This window comes from Cohnella sp. SGD-V74 (genome assembly GCF_003001675.1).
Lineage (GTDB): Bacteria > Bacillota > Bacilli > Paenibacillales > Paenibacillaceae > Cohnella.
The window spans coordinates 350,375-367,633 of the sequence record NZ_PVYW01000003.1 but is presented as its reverse complement, the minus strand read 5'-3'; the positions used below and the strand labels follow the sequence as shown (position 1 = coordinate 367,633).

At 60.5% G+C, this 17,259-nt stretch carries 18 protein-coding genes; 17 read left to right on the top strand and 1 reads right to left on the bottom strand.

Going from position 1 to position 17,259, the window contains the following annotated elements:
- The first annotated feature begins 24 nt into the window (after positions 1–24).
- Positions 25–963, top strand: coding sequence for a sporulation protein YpjB (locus B0G52_RS06535; protein ID WP_158223611.1), 939 nt, complete (start codon positions 25–27; stop codon positions 961–963).
- Between the two features lie 27 nt (positions 964–990).
- On the opposite strand, the gene B0G52_RS06530 is transcribed toward B0G52_RS06535, so the two are convergent.
- Positions 991–1,860, bottom strand: coding sequence for a YitT family protein (locus B0G52_RS06530; RefSeq protein ID WP_094042723.1), 870 nt, complete (start codon positions 1,858–1,860; stop codon positions 991–993).
- An 85-nt stretch (positions 1,861–1,945) separates the two neighbouring features.
- On the opposite strand from B0G52_RS06530, the gene B0G52_RS06525 reads away from it, so the two are divergent.
- The 16 genes from B0G52_RS06525 (at position 1,946) to B0G52_RS06450 (ending at position 17,088) form a co-directional block, all read left to right on the top strand.
- Positions 1,946–2,314 carry a nucleotide pyrophosphohydrolase gene (locus B0G52_RS06525; protein WP_094042722.1) on the top strand — a complete coding sequence of 123 codons (369 nt, stop codon included), beginning with the start codon at positions 1,946–1,948 and terminating at the stop codon, positions 2,312–2,314.
- 46 nt (positions 2,315–2,360) lie between these two features.
- Positions 2,361–2,897 carry a tetratricopeptide repeat protein gene (locus B0G52_RS06520; protein WP_158223610.1) on the top strand — a complete coding sequence of 179 codons (537 nt, stop codon included), beginning with the start codon at positions 2,361–2,363 and terminating at the stop codon, positions 2,895–2,897.
- 5 nt (positions 2,898–2,902) lie between these two features.
- Positions 2,903–3,706: a 4-hydroxy-tetrahydrodipicolinate reductase gene (dapB, locus tag B0G52_RS06515; protein WP_094042720.1), complete on the top strand. Its 804-nt coding sequence runs from the start codon at positions 2,903–2,905 to the stop codon at positions 3,704–3,706.
- A gap of 50 nt (positions 3,707–3,756) precedes the next feature.
- Entirely contained in the window at positions 3,757–4,179 is a 423-nt protein-coding gene (locus B0G52_RS06510; RefSeq protein ID WP_094042719.1) for a methylglyoxal synthase, read from the top strand.
- Positions 4,180–4,185: 6 nt separating this feature from the next.
- Positions 4,186–4,896: a bacillithiol biosynthesis deacetylase BshB1 gene (gene bshB1 / locus B0G52_RS06505; protein WP_094042718.1), complete on the top strand. Its 711-nt coding sequence runs from the start codon at positions 4,186–4,188 to the stop codon at positions 4,894–4,896.
- Positions 4,897–5,003: 107 nt separating this feature from the next.
- Positions 5,004–6,167 carry an N-acetyl-alpha-D-glucosaminyl L-malate synthase BshA gene (bshA, locus tag B0G52_RS06500; RefSeq protein WP_094042873.1) on the top strand — a complete coding sequence of 388 codons (1,164 nt, stop codon included), beginning with the start codon at positions 5,004–5,006 and terminating at the stop codon, positions 6,165–6,167.
- Positions 6,168–6,184: 17 nt separating this feature from the next.
- Positions 6,185–7,513 carry a CCA tRNA nucleotidyltransferase gene (locus B0G52_RS06495; protein ID WP_094042717.1) on the top strand — a complete coding sequence of 443 codons (1,329 nt, stop codon included), beginning with the start codon at positions 6,185–6,187 and terminating at the stop codon, positions 7,511–7,513.
- On the top strand, positions 7,510–8,487 hold the full coding sequence (locus B0G52_RS06490; RefSeq protein WP_094042716.1) for a biotin--[acetyl-CoA-carboxylase] ligase: 978 nt from the start codon (positions 7,510–7,512) through the stop codon (positions 8,485–8,487). The genes B0G52_RS06495 and B0G52_RS06490 overlap by 4 nt, the downstream gene beginning before the upstream one ends.
- 324 nt (positions 8,488–8,811) lie before the next feature.
- Positions 8,812–9,681 (top strand): 3-methyl-2-oxobutanoate hydroxymethyltransferase, encoded by an 870-nt coding sequence (gene panB / locus B0G52_RS06485; protein WP_094042715.1) that lies wholly within the window; start codon positions 8,812–8,814, stop codon positions 9,679–9,681.
- Positions 9,678–10,595, top strand: coding sequence for a pantoate--beta-alanine ligase (panC, locus tag B0G52_RS06480; RefSeq protein ID WP_094042714.1), 918 nt, complete (start codon positions 9,678–9,680; stop codon positions 10,593–10,595). Before panB ends, panC begins: the two co-directional genes overlap by 4 nt.
- Positions 10,580–10,963 carry an aspartate 1-decarboxylase gene (gene panD, locus B0G52_RS06475; protein ID WP_094042713.1) on the top strand — a complete coding sequence of 128 codons (384 nt, stop codon included), beginning with the start codon at positions 10,580–10,582 and terminating at the stop codon, positions 10,961–10,963. Before panC ends, panD begins: the two co-directional genes overlap by 16 nt.
- A 72-nt stretch (positions 10,964–11,035) precedes the next feature.
- Complete coding sequence (locus B0G52_RS06470; RefSeq protein WP_094042712.1) at positions 11,036–11,680, top strand: hypothetical protein; 645 nt, start codon at positions 11,036–11,038, stop codon at positions 11,678–11,680.
- A 17-nt stretch (positions 11,681–11,697) separates the two neighbouring features.
- Complete coding sequence (gene dinG, locus B0G52_RS06465) at positions 11,698–14,610, top strand: ATP-dependent DNA helicase DinG (protein WP_094042711.1); 2,913 nt, start codon at positions 11,698–11,700, stop codon at positions 14,608–14,610.
- Complete coding sequence (locus tag B0G52_RS06460; RefSeq protein ID WP_094042710.1) at positions 14,607–15,266, top strand: redox-sensing transcriptional repressor Rex; 660 nt, start codon at positions 14,607–14,609, stop codon at positions 15,264–15,266. The genes dinG and B0G52_RS06460 overlap by 4 nt, the downstream gene beginning before the upstream one ends.
- Positions 15,263–16,567 (top strand): amidohydrolase, encoded by a 1,305-nt coding sequence (locus tag B0G52_RS06455; protein WP_094042709.1) that lies wholly within the window; start codon positions 15,263–15,265, stop codon positions 16,565–16,567. Before B0G52_RS06460 ends, B0G52_RS06455 begins: the two co-directional genes overlap by 4 nt.
- A complete protein-coding gene (locus tag B0G52_RS06450; RefSeq protein ID WP_094042708.1) occupies positions 16,564–17,088 on the top strand; it encodes a cell wall elongation regulator TseB-like domain-containing protein in 525 nt (174 codons plus the stop codon). The genes B0G52_RS06455 and B0G52_RS06450 overlap by 4 nt, the downstream gene beginning before the upstream one ends.
- The last annotated feature ends 171 nt before the right edge of the window (positions 17,089–17,259 follow it).

The window sequence follows — 17,259 nt, the reverse complement described above, 5'->3', positions numbered from 1 at the left end:
CCATTGGGGTAGGAGGGGATGTCCGTGTTTTTATTTCGATCGATCTGTTTGGCGGCCGCGGTCGCCATCGGACTGTTCGCGGCCGGAAGCTCTGCCGCTGCCGCCGCAGAAGAGAACGCTCCGCAATCTTCGGCCGCCTCTGTCTCCGGACAAGCTTACGAGAAGTTTCTGACCTCGGCCGAGAGGTTGTATGAATCCATCAACAGAGGCAATCTCGAAGCCGCCGTCAAGCGGCTGAACGATATCGAACTGCAGTTGAGAAGCTTGCCGATGCAGACGATCGCTACGGCGGAGGGCATTCGCGCGCTGGCTCACGACGTGGCCGAGCTGAAGCGAACCGTCGCGGCCGTTAAGCCGGACGAGGCCAAGTGGAAGAGCGGAGCGGCTTCTTTAAGATTGGCCGCGGACGCGCTGGCCCATCCGGACAAGCCGATCTGGCACCGCTACCGCACCGTTCTGCAAGAGGACATCAACAAGCTTGCTGCGGGGTTGAATAAAGGCGTCGGCCCGAAAGGCGAACCCGATGCGTCCGTTCACGTCGCTTTCGGACAGCTGACGGAGCATTACGGGCTCATTCGGACGGCGGCGCTCCTGCGCGCGGAACCGTGGAAGATCGAACGGATCGATTTCGTGCTCCGTTACGCCGGCCGCGTCTACGAAGCGGACTCTCCGAAGCCGGAGCTCGTTCAGGGAACGCTGCAGCCGATTCGGGATGCGTTCGGGGAGCTGTTCCCGGTCGGAGCCGCAGCGTCAGAGACGATCGTTCCTCCGCTCGGAGCCGTGCCTCCTTCCTGGGGATGGTCCGCGATGATGGGGACGTTCATCGTAACGATTCTGACATGGGCGGGCTGGAAGAGGTACAAATACGAGGAAGCGATCGGCGGCAATCCAAGCGCCTTCCGCAGAGAGGATCGGCAGGACGCCGCGGAGAAGCTGCTTCGCAGCTGGCGTAAGAAAAAGTAGCGCGTTCGCGTAAGAACTTCGCCGGCTTCATTCGTTGCGGAAACCTTCGCCGAGCACGTCGTGCACATCGCTTATGACGATAAAAGCCCTCCGGTCATGCTGACGGACGAGGCTTTTTAGTTTGCCGATTTCGAACCGTCCGACGACGCAGTAGATGACCGTCTTGTTTTCCCCCGAGAACGCTCCGACAGCGGGCATCAGCGTCACGCCCCGATCCAGCACGCGCGTAATGCGCCGGGCGAGCTGCTCCGGGTCGCTGCTCAAAATGGTGAACGCCTTGGCTGCGTAGGCGCCCTCTTGAATATAATCGATAATTCTGGAGGCGATGAACACGCTGACGATCGTGTACAGCACTTTCTCCTTCGGAATGAACAGCAGCGAGACGCCCAAAATGATGACGTCCAGCGACAAAATGATCTGCCCCATGCTCCAGCCGCGCATCCGGTGAAGGATGCGGGCGATGATGTCGACGCCACCGGTCGTGCCTCCAGCGCGGAAGACGAGACCGAGCCCCATGCCCAGCGTCACCCCGGCGTAGAGCACGACGAGAATGAAATCGTGCTCGGAACGGAACGGCACGAGCCAGCCCCGTTCGACGAGCCGCTCCATCACCCACAGAAACACCGACAGCAGCACCGTTCCGGCGAACGTATACACCATCGCGCCTTTCCCGAGCTGCCGCCATCCCAAGGCGAACAGAGGCAGATTGATCACCAGTGACGTAATCGACACGGGCCAGTTAAGCGCATAGTTGAGCAGCACGGCAACGCCGGTTACGCCGCCTTCCATCAGCAGATTCGGAATAATGAAGAACTGCAGGCCGAAGGCGTACAGCGCCGTTCCGGCGATCAGCAGCCCCCATGTATTGAGCGTATGCCAGAAACCGGGTCGATTCATCGGACGATTCCTCCAAAATTGCATTTGTTTTCGAATTCGTCTTACGATAACATAGGATAGAAACCATCATGAAAGGAAATCGGAGATGGGAGAATCCCGCATAGTCGACGTAACGCTGCAAGAGCGCACCTTGGCGGATATGCAGCGCGAGGTGGACGCTTACATTTCGCAATTCAAGGAAGGCTACTTTTCGCCGCTCGCGATGCTGGCCCGCATGACCGAGGAGGTCGGAGAGCTGGCTCGAGAGGTGAATCACAGCTTCGGGGAAAAGCCGAAAAAACGGGACGAAGCCGACAATTCCATCGAGCTTGAGCTGGGCGACATTTTATTTCTCGTCATCTGCTTCGCGAACGCGCTCGGCATCGATATGACGGAGGCGCACCGCAAGGTCATGGAGAAATTCAATACGCGGGACGCGGACCGTTGGACGAAGAAGCACACGGATAACGGCTGATTCTCATATGCTGTACTATCCTCGGAACGGAAGGAGGATGGTCGGCATGAACGGGGATGCATGTATCCGCTTGGCGTACGACGCCATCTTTCAAGGCGATTTCGAGGCGGCCGTCCACTGGTTCGGGCAAGCGCTCGAGCTTGAGCCGGACAACGCCGAATACTATTTCCGGGCTTCGATCACCTGCGCGAGAAGCGGCAAGGCCAACCAGGCGATGGCCTACGCGCACAAAGCGGTGGAGCTGAATCCCGATGACCGCTCCTATCGGCTGCATCTGAAAATGCTGCAGGCAAGAGAGCGGTTCGCGGAGGCGCGGCAGCTGCTCTCGCAAGCCGAGCCTGACGTCGGCCGCAGCGTCGTTCTTCTGCAGGAGGCCGTGCAACTTGATCCGTTATTGGCTCAGGCGCGGCTGCTGCTCGGAATCGCCTATCGGGCTCAAGGAGAGTACCGTCAAGCGCTCGAATCGCTGAGGGACGCCCTGCAGCTCGACCCTGGCCTCGAAGAGGCCAGAAGATTGCTCCGCGAGACTCGCGCCGAGAGGCGCCGCCTTCTTAAACATTATCACTCGAAAAGGAACAGGTGATTCTTATGTCGCAGAAAATTACCGTAGCCGTAGCGGGAGCCGGCGGCCGGATGGGCCGCGAAGTCGTCAAAATGGTGCTCGAAGATCCGGAGCTGACACTCGTCGCCGCGATCGACACGTCGGCCGGCCCCGTTGACGCCGGTACGCTCGTCGGCAAGCCCGATACCGGCGTCGTCGTGTCCGCCGTCCTTGCGGACGCCTTGGCCGCCAGCCGCCCGGACGTGCTCGTGGACTTCACGAATCCGAAGTCCGCGATGCCCAATACCGAGACGGCGCTGGCGTACGGAGTTCGTCCCGTCGTCGGAACGACGGGGTTCACCCCCGAGCAGATCGCCGAATTGGACAAGCAATGCAAGGATAAAGGCATCGGCGGATTGATCGCTCCGAACTTCTCGATCGGCGCCATTCTGATGATGAAGTTTTCGGCGATGGCCGCCAAATATTTTCCCAATGTGGAAATTATCGAGTACCACGGCGATCAGAAGCTTGACGCTCCTTCGGGAACGTCGATCAAGACGGCCGAATGGATCTCCGAGGCGCGTCAAGAGCTGCGTCAGGGCAATCCGAACGAGGAAGAAGTGATCGAAGGGGCCAGAGGCGGCTACTACAACGGGTTCCGCATACATAGCGTAAGACTTCCGGGCGTGTTCGCCCAGCAGGAAGTCGTCTTCGGGGCGTTCGGCCAGACGCTGAAGATCCGCCACGATTCCTACGACCGCGCGGGCTACATGCCGGGCGTGAACACGGCGATCAAGAAGATCATGAACGTCACCGGAATGGTGTACGGCTTCGAGCATTTCTTGGATTAACGACAGGCATACGGAAAAGCGATTCCCCTCAGGAGAGGAGACAGAAGTCAATGATCGATATCGCGTTAATCGCGCATGACCGCAAAAAAGAGGAAATGGTCAACTTCGCCATTGCCTACGAACACGTGCTTAAGCCTCACAAACTGTACGCGACCGGAACGACGGGGACCCGCATTATGGAGAACACGTCCTTGAACGTGCACCGGTTCATGTCCGGCCCCCTCGGCGGGGATCAGCAGATTGGGGCGCTCGTCGCCGAGAACAAGATGGATCTCATTCTCTTCTTCCGCGATCCGCTGATGGCGCAGCCCCATGAGCCGGACATTATCGCCTTGCTGCGGCTGTGCGACGTGCAGGGCATACCGGTGGCGACCAACGTCGCGACGGGCGAGCTGTTGATCAAAGCGCTTGAGCGCGGGGATTTCGCTTGGCGCGAGCTCGTACATAAATACAAACCCGGACTGGAAGGGTAACCGATCATGAGTCGCGAACTACCCGATGCATTGGACATGCTCGTCTTCGCCGCTCATCCCGACGACGCGGAGATCGGCATGGGCGGCACGATCGCCAAGCACGCGCAGGCGGGGCTGGCCGTCGGCATCGTCGACTTGACGTACGCCGAGATGTCGTCCAACGGGAACGTCGAGACGCGCCAGCGCGAGGCGAAGCAGGCCAGCGAGACGCTGGGCCTTGCTGTGAGAGAAAACCTGGGCTTGCCGGACCGCGGTCTGGCGGGACATCCCGAGCAGATCGCCGCGATGGTCGACGTCATTCGCAAATACAGGCCGAGAATCGTGTTCGCGCCGTATTTTATCGATCGTCATCCCGATCATATCGCCTGCAGCCGGATGGCGGAGGAAGCGGTATTCAACGCCAAGCTGAGGAAGGTTGCGCCGGAACTGCCGGCGTGGACGGTCGAACAGCTTTATTTCTACTTCATTAACGACGCGCACGTTCCGCAGCTGCTGATCGACATCAGCGACGTTCAGGAGACGAAGATGGCCGCCTTGCGCGCCTACCGTTCGCAATTCGCGCCCGAGGGCAGCGAGGCGGATTGGGTGGAGACGCCGCTTACGGGCGCCTACTTGGACAATATCGTCGCGCGGGACAGGCTGCTCGGCCAGCCGCGCAAGCTGCAATACGCGGAAGGCTTTATCGCCAAAGGACCGATCGCGCTCGAGCGCTTCTAACGGCGAAGGTTAGGGGAATAGTATAAAAAATGACGACCGGTAGCGCTCGGCTCGCCGAATCCGCTACCGGCCGATTGGCGTTCGGACTGGGAGGCATGAGGATCGACATGAATCGACCGCTCAAAATCGGAATCACTTGCTACCCTTCTCTCGGAGGCTCCGGAGTCGTAGCGACGGAGCTCGGAAAGCTTCTGGCGGAGAAAGGGCACGAAATTCACTTTATTACGCACAGCATGCCGTTTCGTCTCGGCAAGTTTCATCGCAACATTTTCTATCATGAGGTAGAAGTGTCGGATTATTACGTATTTCGGTATCCCCCTTATGACCTGTCGCTCGCCAGCAAGATGAACCAGGTCGCCCGGCTGCAGAAGCTCGACCTGCTCCACGTCCATTACGCGGTGCCGCACGCGATCTGCGCCATTCTGGCCAAGCAAATGGCCGGAGACGATCTGAAGGTCGTCACGACGCTGCACGGGACGGACATTACCGTGCTGGCCCAGGACGAGTCGCTCAAGGATATTATCCGGCTCGGCATCCGCAAGAGCGACGCCGTCACCGCGGTCAGCCGCGATCTGATTCGCGAGACGCGCGAGCTGCTGGACATCCGCGAGCCGATCGACCTGACCTACAATTTCGTGGACAAGAGAGTCTATTATCCGCGCGAATGCAGAGATTTGCGCCGGGATTACGCGGAGCCGCACGAGAAGGTGCTCATGCACATCTCCAACTTCCGGCCGGTCAAGCGCACGGCGGACGTCGTCGACATTTTCGCGAAGGTGCAAGCCGTTACGCCGGCTAAGCTCGTGCTCGTCGGGGAAGGACCGGATCTGCCGCGCATCCAGACGAAAATCAACGCGATGGGATTATCGCATCGCGTTCATTTCTTGGGGAAGCAGGACGACGTCGCGCAGGTGATCTCCATCGCCGATCTGATGCTGCTCCCTTCGGAGAAGGAAAGCTTCGGCCTCGTCGCGCTGGAGGCGATGGCTTGCGGCGTGCCGACGATCGGCTCGATCGCCGGAGGCATTCCGGAGCTGGTGGAGCACGGGCGCACCGGCTTCCTGTCCCCGATCGGGAACACGGACGAGATGTCCGCCAACGCATTAAAGCTGCTGACGGACGAGAAGCTGTACGCGGATTTCCGGGAAGCCTGCCTTCAGCGGGCGCATCACGTGTTCTGCAACGAGCTGATCACGGCGCAATACGAGGAGATCTATTACCGGGTGCTAGGAATGCCGATCGACGTTCCGGTTCCCGCCTGCAAAGTATAAGAAAGAAGAGAAGCGATATGGATTCCGAGATGGATATGCAAGAGAATGACCGCAAGCTGTGGGAGGACGGCCTCGCCATCGTTCGCGCGCTGGAGAGCGCCGGCTATCGCGCGTATTTGGTCGGCGGCTGCGTCAGGGACAGATGGCTAGGACGGCCGCTGAACGATATCGACATCGCCACCTCGGCCAAACCGGAGGCGGTGATGGAGCTGTTCGGGCGAACGCTGCCGACCGGACTCCAGCACGGAACGGTGACGGTGATGGAAGGCGGCCGTCCGTTCGAGGTGACGACGTTCCGCCGGGAGTCCGGCTATTCGGACGGCCGGAGGCCGGACGAAGTGGCGTTCGTCGACGACTTGAACGAGGATCTCGCGCGGCGCGACTTTACGTTTAACGCGATGGCGTTCTCTTCGGAAGGTGAGTTGATCGATCCTTACGGCGGACAGGACGCGCTGCGTGCCGGCGTCGTCGATTGCGTCGGGGATGCGGCCGAGCGCTTCGGGGAGGACGCGCTGCGCATGGTGCGGGCGATCCGGTTCGCCGCCGAGCTCGGGTTCGACATTTTGCCGGACGTCTGGGACGGCATCGTCGGGCAGCGGAGCCGGCTGAAGCAGGTCGCCATCGAGCGCATCGGCGCGGAGTGGGACAAAATGATGGGCGGAAGCGGTCCGGAGCAGGCGATGCATTACCTGTTCAAGAGCGGCTTGCTCGCCTGCGTGAAGGAGCCGCTGCCCGAAGCGTTCGCGCAAGCGGCAGAGCGATACCGGCTGAACGGCTCGCCACGGGAATGGGATCCTTGGGGAGCGTCGGCGTCCGATGAAGCGACGCTGGGCTCTCTGCTGGCGCTGCCTGCCCTGCTGGAGAGAGATAGACGGTGGGCGGCGCTGCTGGCCGGCCTGCACGTCGGCGCGGAGGACGCGTCCGCGCTGCTTCGCACGCTGCGGATCGCCGGGCATAGAGCGGCCAGAATCGCAGCGGCTGCCGGGGTGTTCGAGCGGCTGGGCGGCTGCGAAGAGGCTGAGCTGAGGAGCGTCTGGATCGAGGCGGTGCTCGCTTGCGGACGTCCGGCCGCCGAGGACGCGCTCGCGATCCGGGAAGCGAACGGCGAGCCGTGCGAAGAGCTGCGAGAGTGGCTCGAAGCGATGCCGATCGCAACCGTGGCGGAGCTGGACGTGAAAGGGGACGAGCTGGCGGCCTATTTGGGCCGGACGCCCGGCCCCTGGATCGCCGAGACGCTGCGCAAGCTGCTGGCGGAGACGGCTTCGGGCCGGCTGCCCAACGAGAAGTTCGCGCTCTTGTCCGCCGCCAAGCAGACGAGAGCGCCAGAGCGGGAGGGACGCGGATGAGCAAGGCAAATCTATTGAGTCTGCTGGAGGAGCGGGAAGGCCAGTACGTCTCCGGAGAAGAAATCAGCCGCGCGCTGAACGTAAGCCGCACCGCCGTCTGGAAGCAGGTGCGCAAGCTGGAGGCGGACGGTTACCGGATCGAAGCGGTGCCCCGGCTCGGCTACCGGCTGACCGCCAAGCCGTCTCGCCTGACGCTTCAGGAGCTGCTCCCGAAGCTGCGGACGACTTCGTTCGGCCGCCGCTTGACTTTGCTGGACGTGACCGACTCGACGCAGAACGAGCTGCGGAAGCTGGCCGAGCAGGGAGCCGCGGAAGGCACGCTGGTCATCGCGGAGCAGCAGACGAGCGGACGGGGTCGCATGGGGCGCAGCTGGGTGTCCCCTTTCGGCAAAGGCATCTGGATGAGCCTGCTGCTGCGGCCCCCGGTTCCGCTGCCGCTGACGCCGCAGCTGACGCTGCTGGCGGCCGTCGCTCTGAGCCGGGCGATCTCGCAGCAGCTTCCGGAGCTGGACATCGGCATCAAATGGCCGAACGACCTGCTCGTCGGCGGCAAGAAGATCAGCGGCATTTTGCTGGAGTCGGCGGCGGAAGACGAGCGGTTGAATTACGTCGTCGTGGGACTCGGCGTCTCCGCGAATCTCGAAGCGGGAGATTATCCGGAAGAATTGCTGGACAAAGCGGTCTCGCTGAAGATGGCTTCCGGGGAGACGGTGAATCGAAGCGCGCTGATCGCCTCCGTGCTGGAGCAGTTCGAGCAGCTGTACAAGCTGTACCTCGAGCAGGGCTTCGCGCCGATTCGCACGTTGTGGGAGGCGCGCTCGGTGACGCTGGGCAAGCGAACCGAGCTGTATACGCCGCAAGGGAAGGTCGTCGGCGTTCCGCTCGGACTGGACGAGATGGGCGGCCTTCGCGTCGAACTGGAGGACGGCTCTCTGCACACGGTTTATTCGGCAGAAGTCGGCGCCTCCGGCTAAAGCCGGCTTTGCCGAAGCCGGCGATTGGCGAATTGTGGGAGAACGATCATAGACGTAAGGCGCGGATTCTGTTATAATCGCTGTGCGAGGTGGTATCGCATTGACGGCGAACCGCACTTGCTAATAACGGAAGTATGAAACGGATCGAATGCAGCAACAGTAACTCCATACCGTCACAGATTCGCGGCGGATTCTGCTCTGAGCCGAAAGGACCGAGACAGAAGGACGTGAAGGACGTTCTATGTTGAATGGGAACCCTTTTTTGCTCATGGGCAAAATGGGTTTTTTTGCTGTTTGTCATCCGACTTCCTAGGAGGAACTCCCATGAAACAAGCGTTGACCGTACCGCGCCTGAAGACGATGAAAAACCAAGGAAAACCGATTGCGATGGTGACCGCTTACGATTATCCGTCGGCGATGCTGTCGGAGGAAGCCGGAGTCGATCTCATTCTTGTCGGAGACTCGCTGGGCAACGTGGTGCTGGGCTACGAGACAACCGTTCCCGTCACGCTTGAAGATATGATCTACCATACCCGTTCCGTCGTCAGGGGCGCGCCGGGGACGATGATCGTGACCGATATGCCGTTCGCCACTTACCGGCTCGGTCCCGAAGCGACGCTGCGCAACGCCGCCAGAATCATGCAGGAGGGCGGCGCGCAGGCGGTCAAGCTCGAAGGCGGAGCGGAGCTCGCCGCGGAAGTTCGCCTGCTGACGTCGGCCGGCATTCCCGTGCTGGGCCATCTCGGCCTGACTCCGCAATCGGTTCACCAGATCGGGGGCTACAAGGTGCAGGGCAAGAGCAGCGAAGAGGCGGAGAAGCTGCTGCAGGACGCCAAGGCGCTGGAGCATGCGGGAGCGTTCGGCATCGTGCTGGAGCTCGTGCCGGAGGAATTGGCCGCGGCCGTGACGCATTCGGTCGGCATTCCGACGATCGGCATCGGGGCAGGACGGGGATGCGACGGGCAAGTGCTCGTCTATCATGACCTGATTCGCTACGGCTCGGGCATCCGCGACAAAAAAATGGTGAAAAGCTACGCGAACGTCGGGGATACGATCCGCGACGCGATCGCGCAATACGTAGACGAAGTGAAAACGAAAGCTTTCCCGGAAGAGAAGCACGCTTTTACATTGCAGCAGTCCGCCGATCCCGCCCAGAGCGGAACGGGCAAGCTGTACGGAGGAGAGCGCAAATGACATCCAAGCCGACGATCGTTCGCACCGTTGCCGAGCTTAGGAAGGAGATCGCTTCCTTCCGCCGCTCCCGGCCGATCGAAGCGGCAGCCGTCGGCTTCGTGCCGACGATGGGCTACCTGCACGAAGGCCACGCCAGCTTGCTTCGCCGCTCGGTTCAGGACAATGGCTTGACCGTGCTCAGCATATTCGTTAATCCGATCCAGTTCGGTCCGAACGAGGATTTGGACAAATATCCCCGCGACGAGGAGAAGGATGTCGCTCTTGCCGCTTCCTGCGGCGTCGATCTCGTCTTCCTCCCGACCGTGCAGGAGATGTACCCGCAGCGGCGCGTGACGACCGTCACAGTCGCCGAGGTGACGGACGGACTGTGCGGAGCGAGCCGCCCGGGCCATTTCGACGGAGTGGCGACGGTCGTCGCCAAGCTGCTGAACATCGTCCAGCCGGACCGCGCGTACTTCGGATTGAAGGACGCCCAGCAGGTCGCCGTTGTCACCCGAATGGCGCAGGACTTGAATATTCCGACCGAAATCGTGCCTTGCCCGACCGTGAGGGAGGAAGACGGATTGGCGCTCAGCTCCAGGAACGTCTACTTGAACGCGGAGGAGCGGGAGCAGGCGCTGTCGCTGTCGCGTTCGCTCTCCAGAGTGGCGGAATGGATCGGCGAAGGGGTGGACGCTCCGGAGCTGTCCGAGCTGCTTAAACGGGAAATCCGGCGCTCGCCGCTGGCGAAAGTCGAATACGCCGAAGCGCTGACGTATCCCGACTTGCTGCCGCCGGAGCCGGGAACGCCGCTAAGGAGCATCGACGGTTCGGTGCTCGTCGCGCTCGCCGTCCGGTTCGGAACGACCCGCCTGATCGACAATCGGCTGTTAAATCCCAAGGAAGTAGGTGTTCACGCATGTTTCGCCAAATGATGAAAGCGAAAATCCATCGCGCGACGGTAACGGAAGCCAACCTGAATTACGTAGGCAGCGTAACCATCGACCAGGATTTGATGGAGCTCGTGGATATATTGCCCGACGAGAAAGTTCAGATCGTTAACAACAACAACGGAGCGCGGTTCGAGACGTACGCCATTCCGGGGCCGCGCGGCTCGGGCGTCATCTGCCTGAACGGAGCGGCGGCCAGACTCGTCCAGCCGGGCGATCAGGTCATCATCATCAACTACGGGCTGTTCTCGGACGAGGAAGCCCGCCGCCATCATCCGCGGGTCGCCATTATGGACGAAGGCAACCGGGTTGTCAAATTGTTGGCGGAGGAGCCGCATTCGACCGTTTTGTAACGCGTATGAAACACCCCCTCGGAACGCAGAATGAGCAGTACAGTATCACTTTGCGATCAAGGGGGAACGAACATGATCCAGCAATGGTTCGCGACGATGAACGACGTGCTCGACGACCTCATCTTACGTTATCCGCAAGCCTCCGCCGAAGAAAAAATCGCTTGTCGGCAACAATGGGACATGCTCAAAACGCTAAGTGATGATATTATTGAGTTATGGCTTCAATTCGAGGATAAAATGGGCTGCTTCCGCGATCTCCAGCAGCAGCAGCCTGAGCTCGTCGCCGCCGAGGAGCCGCAGAGAATGCTTGGTTCGTTCGTCAAGGGTCAGGGCTACTTCAAGCTGCAGATGTTCAAGCAAGCGTCGGAGCAGCTGGAGCAGGCAATCGTTTCTTATCCGGATTTTCTGTGCGCCCGGTTGTTTCTGGCCATGTCGCTCATGCATCTCAAGAACTGGAGCGAAGCCCAGCGGCACTTCCAGTTGATCGCGGCGATTACCGATGAGAAGAGACTGCAGGCGATCGCCTACAACGCGCTCGGATGCATCCAGGCGATATACGCTCACCTCGACAAGGCGCAGTCGTATTTTCACAAGGCGCTGGAAGCCGATCCCGGCTTTGCCGATCCGAAGCTTAATCTGCAATCGGTCGTCCAAGGCAACAATCAAATTCAATTGCAATTCGGCAGCGCGGAGCTGCAATCGCTCGTGCAGGCGTGACGGAAAGGAAGTCTGGAATGAAATTTGCCGTGCTCGATTTTGAAACGACGGGCATGTCGTCCGATAAAGATGAAATTATCCAAACGGGACTCGCGTTCATCGACGAAGCGGGTACCGTTTGTTCCACGTATGCAAGCTTCGTGCGGCCTTCCAAACCGATCCCCCAGGAGATTACCCGCCTTACCGGCATTGCGGACGCCGACGTGGCGGACGCGCCCGAGCTGGAGGATATGCTGGGCGACATCGTACCTTTGCTTCAAGACGTCGTACTCGTCGGACATAACGTGGGCTTCGACGCCCACTTCCTGCAAGCCGCCCTTGATCGGAGCGGCTATTTGCCGTTCGCGGGTCGCATGATCGACACGGTCGACCTGGCCCGCATCGCGTTTCCGACGCAATCCTCGTTCTCCTTGACGTCGCTGACGCACGCGCTCGGCATTGCCCACGATCGTCCGCATCAAGCGGACAGCGACGCCGTCGCCACCGCGGAGCTGTTCCTGCTGTGCCGGGACAAGCTGAGAACGCTGCCGATGTTTACGCTTCAGCGCTTGCAGGCGATGTTCGATTCCGATCGGCACGACCTCGGATGGCTGATCGCCGACGCGCTCGCCTGGCGGGAAACTCAGCCGCCGCTGGCGGAAGACGGAATTCATCATTTTCGCCAGTTCGCGATGAACGTCGGGGATTGGAGCGATGAGCAGCAGACTTCTTCGCGCGAGGAGGACGCTTCCGCTGCCGCCGGTTGGCCGGACATGGATTTCGAGGGCTACCTGGAAGCGGTTCGCAACAACTTGCAAACGATTTTTCCCGGCTATGAATCGCGGGAAGGCCAGGAGATTATGTTTCGCGAAGTAAACGAGGCGCTGCAGGAAGACTCCCATCTGCTCGTCGAAGCGGGAACCGGCACCGGCAAGTCGCTCGGTTATTTGCTTCCCGCTCTCTATTATGGGCGGAAAGAGGACAAAAAAATCGTCGTCAGCACCCATACGATCCAGCTTCAGGAGCAGCTTCGGGAGAGGGATCTGCCGCTGCTTCAGCAGGTGCTTCCGATGTCGTTCAAGGCGTCGGTATTCAAAGGCAGAAGCAACTATTTGTGCCTTCGCAAGTTCGAGAGCCGCCAGCAAGTTCCCGAGCACGCGCTCGGCAAGGACGAGGCCGTCGCCAGGGCCGGCATGACCGTCTGGCTGGGAGAGACGACCAGCGGCGAGTCGGAGGAGCTGAACGTCGGGGGCCGGAACCGCGAGGAATGGGCGGCCGTCGCCAGCGACGCGGCTTCGTGTCTGAACCGGGCCTGTCCATGGTTCAGGCGATGCTTCTATCACCGGGCGAGGAACGAAGCGGGCAAGGCGGATTTGATCATTACGAACCACGCGCTGCTGTTCACCGATATGAGAGCCGAGCATCGCCTGCTTCCCGCTTACGACCGGCTGATCGTAGACGAGGCGCACCATCTGGAGGAAGTGGCGAGCAGCCATCTGGGTCAGAAGACGTCCTACTCCTCCTTGATCATTCCGCTTCAGCGGCTGTGGAAGGATGCCCGCACGGGCTTGCTGCCGCAGCTTCTGGGTTCCGTGTCCGCGATGGCTTCGGACTATGCGGGGGCATGGACGGAAAAGCTGGAGCTGCTGCTGCCCAAAGTGCAGGAAATCCGCGAAGCTTGGGAGCGCTGGATGGAAGCGCTGTTCGCGATGCTCGCTTCCAATGCGGCGGCAGACGAAACCGGTAATCTGACGGTGCGGATCAAGCCGTCCGACCTGCCTTCGCAATGGGAGGCGCTTGGCGTAGACGGCAACAACGTCATCCAGCTGCTGTCGGACTTGATTCGCCCGCTGGAGAAGCTGACGGTCGACATACGCGAGGAGTCGGACGAGCTGGGCATGCAAGGCTTGCTTACCGACCTCGGGGGCGTGCTGAAGGATCTGTCCAACATTCGCGCCGACACGCAGTCGTTCGTGACGCTGGGCCGCCCTGAGTTCGTCTATTGGGCGGAGGGGCATACGCAATACCGCAATCGTTCCGTCAGCGTCTACGGGGCTCCTGCGGACGTCAGCGAGCTGCTTAAGGAAGGCATGTTCGACAAAAAGGCCAGCGTCGTCATGACGTCGGCGACGCTGACCATCGACAAGTCGTTCAAATACGTGACCGATCAGCTCGGCTTGATCGACGCGGAGAAGAAAGGCCGGCTCAAAACGGCGATGCTGCCGTCTCCGTTCCGTTATCGGGAGCAGGCGCTTGTGCTGATTCCGCGGGATTTTCCGGCGATCAAGGGCAGGGACGGAGAGGCGGCTTTCGTCAAGGCGCTGATTGGTTCGCTGCACGAAACGGCGCTGACGGTGGGCGGCAGAATGCTCGTGCTGTTCACGTCCTACCGGATGCTGAGGCACGTCTACGGCCCGCTCAAGGACAGTCTGGAGCAGGCCGGCATTCAGGTGCTCGGCCAAGGGGTGGACGACGGCAGCAGAAGCCGGCTGACGCAGCAGTTCATGAAGCAGCCCGCCTCGGTGCTGCTCGGCACGAGCAGCTTCTGGGAAGGCATCGACTTGCCAGGCGACGCGCTGACGTGTCTGGCGATCGTCAGATTGCCGTTCCAGCCGCCGAACCATCCGGTGGCGGAAGCCAAGTCGGAGAAGCTGCAGGCCGAGAACCAGAATCCGTTCATGAAGCTGTCGCTGCCGCAGGCGGTCATCAAGTTCAAGCAGGGGTTCGGCCGCCTCGTCCGCACGGCGAGCGACAAGGGCATCGTCATTTTGTACGATACGAGAGTGATCGACACGAATTACGGCAAATACTTTCTGTATTCGCTGCCGGGTCCGAAGATGGAGCATTTGCCGCTGGCCGGCATGACGTCCAGAATCCGGCAGTGGCTGGAGCCGGACGCGGGCGAACAAGACAGATTAGCCGCGACGCAAGAGAGAGGGGACATGCGATGAAGCCGATCAAAATTTCCGAAGCCGTCGTCAGGAGGCTGCCGATTTATTTGCGTTATTTGAATGAACTCAGTCTCAGCAACATACAGACCGTATCCTCTCAGGACTTGGGAGAGAAGCTGGACCTTAATCCGGCGCAAATCCGCAAGGATCTGGCGTATTTCGGAGAATTCGGCCGCAAAGGCGTCGGCTACAACGTCGATTACCTGATCGAGAAGATCCGGCAAATTTTGAAATTGGACAAAACGATGAACGTCGCCTTGGTCGGAACGGGGAACCTGGGGCGCGCTTTGTGCAATTATAATATGTATATCAAGGACAATATGAAGATCGTGGCCGTGTTCGACGCCGACAAGAGCAAGGCCGGCACCTCGATCAACCACCTCAAGGTGCAGCCGATGCAGGATTTGAACGAGACGGTTCGCAATCTGGATATCGCGGTCGGAATCATTACGGTTCCCGCGGGGGAAGCGCAGAATGTGGCGGACCGGTTCGTCGCGGCGGGCATTCGCGGCTTGCTTAATTTCGCCCCCGTCGTACTGAAGGCCGCGCCCGGCGTGCGTATTCACAACGCCGATTTTACCGCCGAGCTGCTCAGCTTGGCCTATTACATGGACGATCAAAACGAGGAAGAGTCGGAAGGGGACGAGGAACAATGACCCGGTTGTTAATCAAACAAGGCACGTTCGTGACGATCGACGAACAATTGCCGGTATTTCAAGGCTGGCTTGCCGTAGAGGACGGCAAAATCGCCGCGCTTGGCGAAGGAGAAGCTCCGCGGGAGCAGATCGATTCGGCGACCGAGACGCTGGACGGCAAGGGACTGCTGTTCATGCCGGGGCTCGTCAATACACACGGACATGCGGCGATGTCGCTGCTGCGCGGTATGGCCGACGACCTCGTTCTGCAGGATTGGCTGCAAAACCATATGTGGCCGACCGAAGCGAAGTTTACGGAAGACGACGTATACTGGGGCTCGGCGCTGGCCGCGGCCGAAATGATCAAGAGCGGAACGACGACGTTCGTTGATATGTACGACCAGATGCACCGCGTCGCCGAAGTGGTGGAGACGTCCGGACTGAGAGCCAGCCTGACGCGCGGCGTCATCGGCCTGTGTCCGGAGGATGTGCAGAAGGCGAAGCTGGAGGACGCGATCCGCTTCGCGCGCGATTGGCACGGCCGGGCGAACGGACGGATCAACGTGATGATCTCGCCGCACGCGCCGTACACCTGTCCCCCGGATTATATTGTGAAGTTCGTGGAAGCGGCGCACGAGCTGGACTTGCCGATGCATACGCATATGTCCGAGACGCTTGCGGAGGTCGAGCAGAACGTGCGCGATTACGGCTGTCGTCCTGTCGAACATCTCGATCGTCTCGGCGTGTTCAGCAGACCGACGCTGGTCGCTCACGCGGTGCATCTGAACGACGAGGAGATCGCTCTGCTGGCCGAACGGAAGGTCGCCGTATCGCATAACCCGATCAGCAACCTGAAGCTGGCGAGCGGCGTCGCCCGCGTACCCGACCTGCTCAAGGCGGGCGTAACGGTGTCGCTGGGCACGGACGGCGCGGCCAGCAACAACAATCTCGACCTGTTCCAGGAGATGACGACAGCGGCGCTGCTGCATAAAGGCGTCAGCGGCGATCCTACGGTCGTTCCGGCAACGGAGGCGCTGCGAATGGCAACGCTGTACGGGGTCCGCTCGCTGGGGCTCGAGGGCGTTACCGGCCAATTGAAAGCCGGTCTTAAAGCGGATATCATCGCCGTCAACATCGCCCAGGCTCATTTCGTGCCGCGCACGGATTACGTGTCGCACCTCGTCTATTCGGCCAGAGGCTCGGACGTCGTCCACGTATGGGTCGACGGCAAGCAACTGCTGCGGGACGGCAAGCTGACGACGCTTGACGAGGAGAAAATCATGGCCGAAGCGGAGCGCTGTTACCGGGGGCTGCGGGCATGAACATGAGCCGGAGCGAAGGCAAGCGGGCGCTTCCTTCCCTTACCCTCGGCCGGTGGCTTGTCATTATCGCCGGATTCGTCGTGTTCGTCGCCGTCTCGTTCGTGCTCTACGTGCGTTCGGCCGACGCGGATTACCGGCGCGCGGAGAACGAGGCGATCCGGATCGCCAAGCAGCAGGGGGAATTGGTCAAAGTGTACGAAGCCGTTCCCCACACCTGGCAGGAGACGGTGTGGATCGTGACCGGCGAGGATGCCGAAGGCGAACGGTGGACGCTGTTCCAGCTTCCCAATGAAATCGTGCGCCACAAAACGAGCGAAAACATGACCGAGGAGCAGATGCTGGCCAAGTTCGCGGCGGAACATCCCGGCGAGCCGATCCGCATCATGCCGGCCTGGTTCAGCGGACAGCCCGCGTGGGAAATCCGTTACTGGAACGAGAACAGCCAGGAGCATCAATCGCTCGACTTCTACTCGTTCGCGGACGGTTCGCGCATACGGACTTATGTACTGTCTTCCCAATAATTATAGAAACGCTCTCGTTCCTGCCACCAAGGAATCGAGGGCGTTTTTGCTTGCATTGCCAGACATCGTCTAACGATTCGTCTATCATTTCCTGATATACTGTTAGTTGTACTCGACAGGGCCGAGTTTCTCGTTTGACCTTAATTGACCAGTCCCGATCACTGCAGACAA

Bases quoted from the DNA above. Each gene is read 5' to 3' on its own strand.
- B0G52_RS06530 (WP_094042723.1), bottom strand. From the start codon at position 1,860: ATGAATCGACCCGGTTTCTGGCATACGCTCAATACATGGGGGCTGCTG.
- B0G52_RS06525 (WP_094042722.1), top strand. From the start codon at position 1,946: ATGGGAGAATCCCGCATAGTCGACGTAACGCTGCAAGAGCGCACCTTG.
- B0G52_RS06520 (WP_158223610.1), top strand. From the start codon at position 2,361: ATGAACGGGGATGCATGTATCCGCTTGGCGTACGACGCCATCTTTCAA.
- dapB (WP_094042720.1), top strand. From the start codon at position 2,903: ATGTCGCAGAAAATTACCGTAGCCGTAGCGGGAGCCGGCGGCCGGATG.
- B0G52_RS06510 (WP_094042719.1), top strand. From the start codon at position 3,757: ATGATCGATATCGCGTTAATCGCGCATGACCGCAAAAAAGAGGAAATG.
- bshB1 (WP_094042718.1), top strand. From the start codon at position 4,186: ATGAGTCGCGAACTACCCGATGCATTGGACATGCTCGTCTTCGCCGCT.
- bshA (WP_094042873.1), top strand. From the start codon at position 5,004: ATGAATCGACCGCTCAAAATCGGAATCACTTGCTACCCTTCTCTCGGA.
- B0G52_RS06495 (WP_094042717.1), top strand. From the start codon at position 6,185: ATGGATTCCGAGATGGATATGCAAGAGAATGACCGCAAGCTGTGGGAG.
- B0G52_RS06490 (WP_094042716.1), top strand. From the start codon at position 7,510: ATGAGCAAGGCAAATCTATTGAGTCTGCTGGAGGAGCGGGAAGGCCAG.
- panB (WP_094042715.1), top strand. From the start codon at position 8,812: ATGAAACAAGCGTTGACCGTACCGCGCCTGAAGACGATGAAAAACCAA.
- panC (WP_094042714.1), top strand. From the start codon at position 9,678: ATGACATCCAAGCCGACGATCGTTCGCACCGTTGCCGAGCTTAGGAAG.
- panD (WP_094042713.1), top strand. From the start codon at position 10,580: ATGTTTCGCCAAATGATGAAAGCGAAAATCCATCGCGCGACGGTAACG.
- B0G52_RS06470 (WP_094042712.1), top strand. From the start codon at position 11,036: ATGATCCAGCAATGGTTCGCGACGATGAACGACGTGCTCGACGACCTC.
- dinG (WP_094042711.1), top strand. From the start codon at position 11,698: ATGAAATTTGCCGTGCTCGATTTTGAAACGACGGGCATGTCGTCCGAT.
- B0G52_RS06460 (WP_094042710.1), top strand. From the start codon at position 14,607: ATGAAGCCGATCAAAATTTCCGAAGCCGTCGTCAGGAGGCTGCCGATT.
- B0G52_RS06455 (WP_094042709.1), top strand. From the start codon at position 15,263: ATGACCCGGTTGTTAATCAAACAAGGCACGTTCGTGACGATCGACGAA.
- B0G52_RS06450 (WP_094042708.1), top strand. From the start codon at position 16,564: ATGAACATGAGCCGGAGCGAAGGCAAGCGGGCGCTTCCTTCCCTTACC.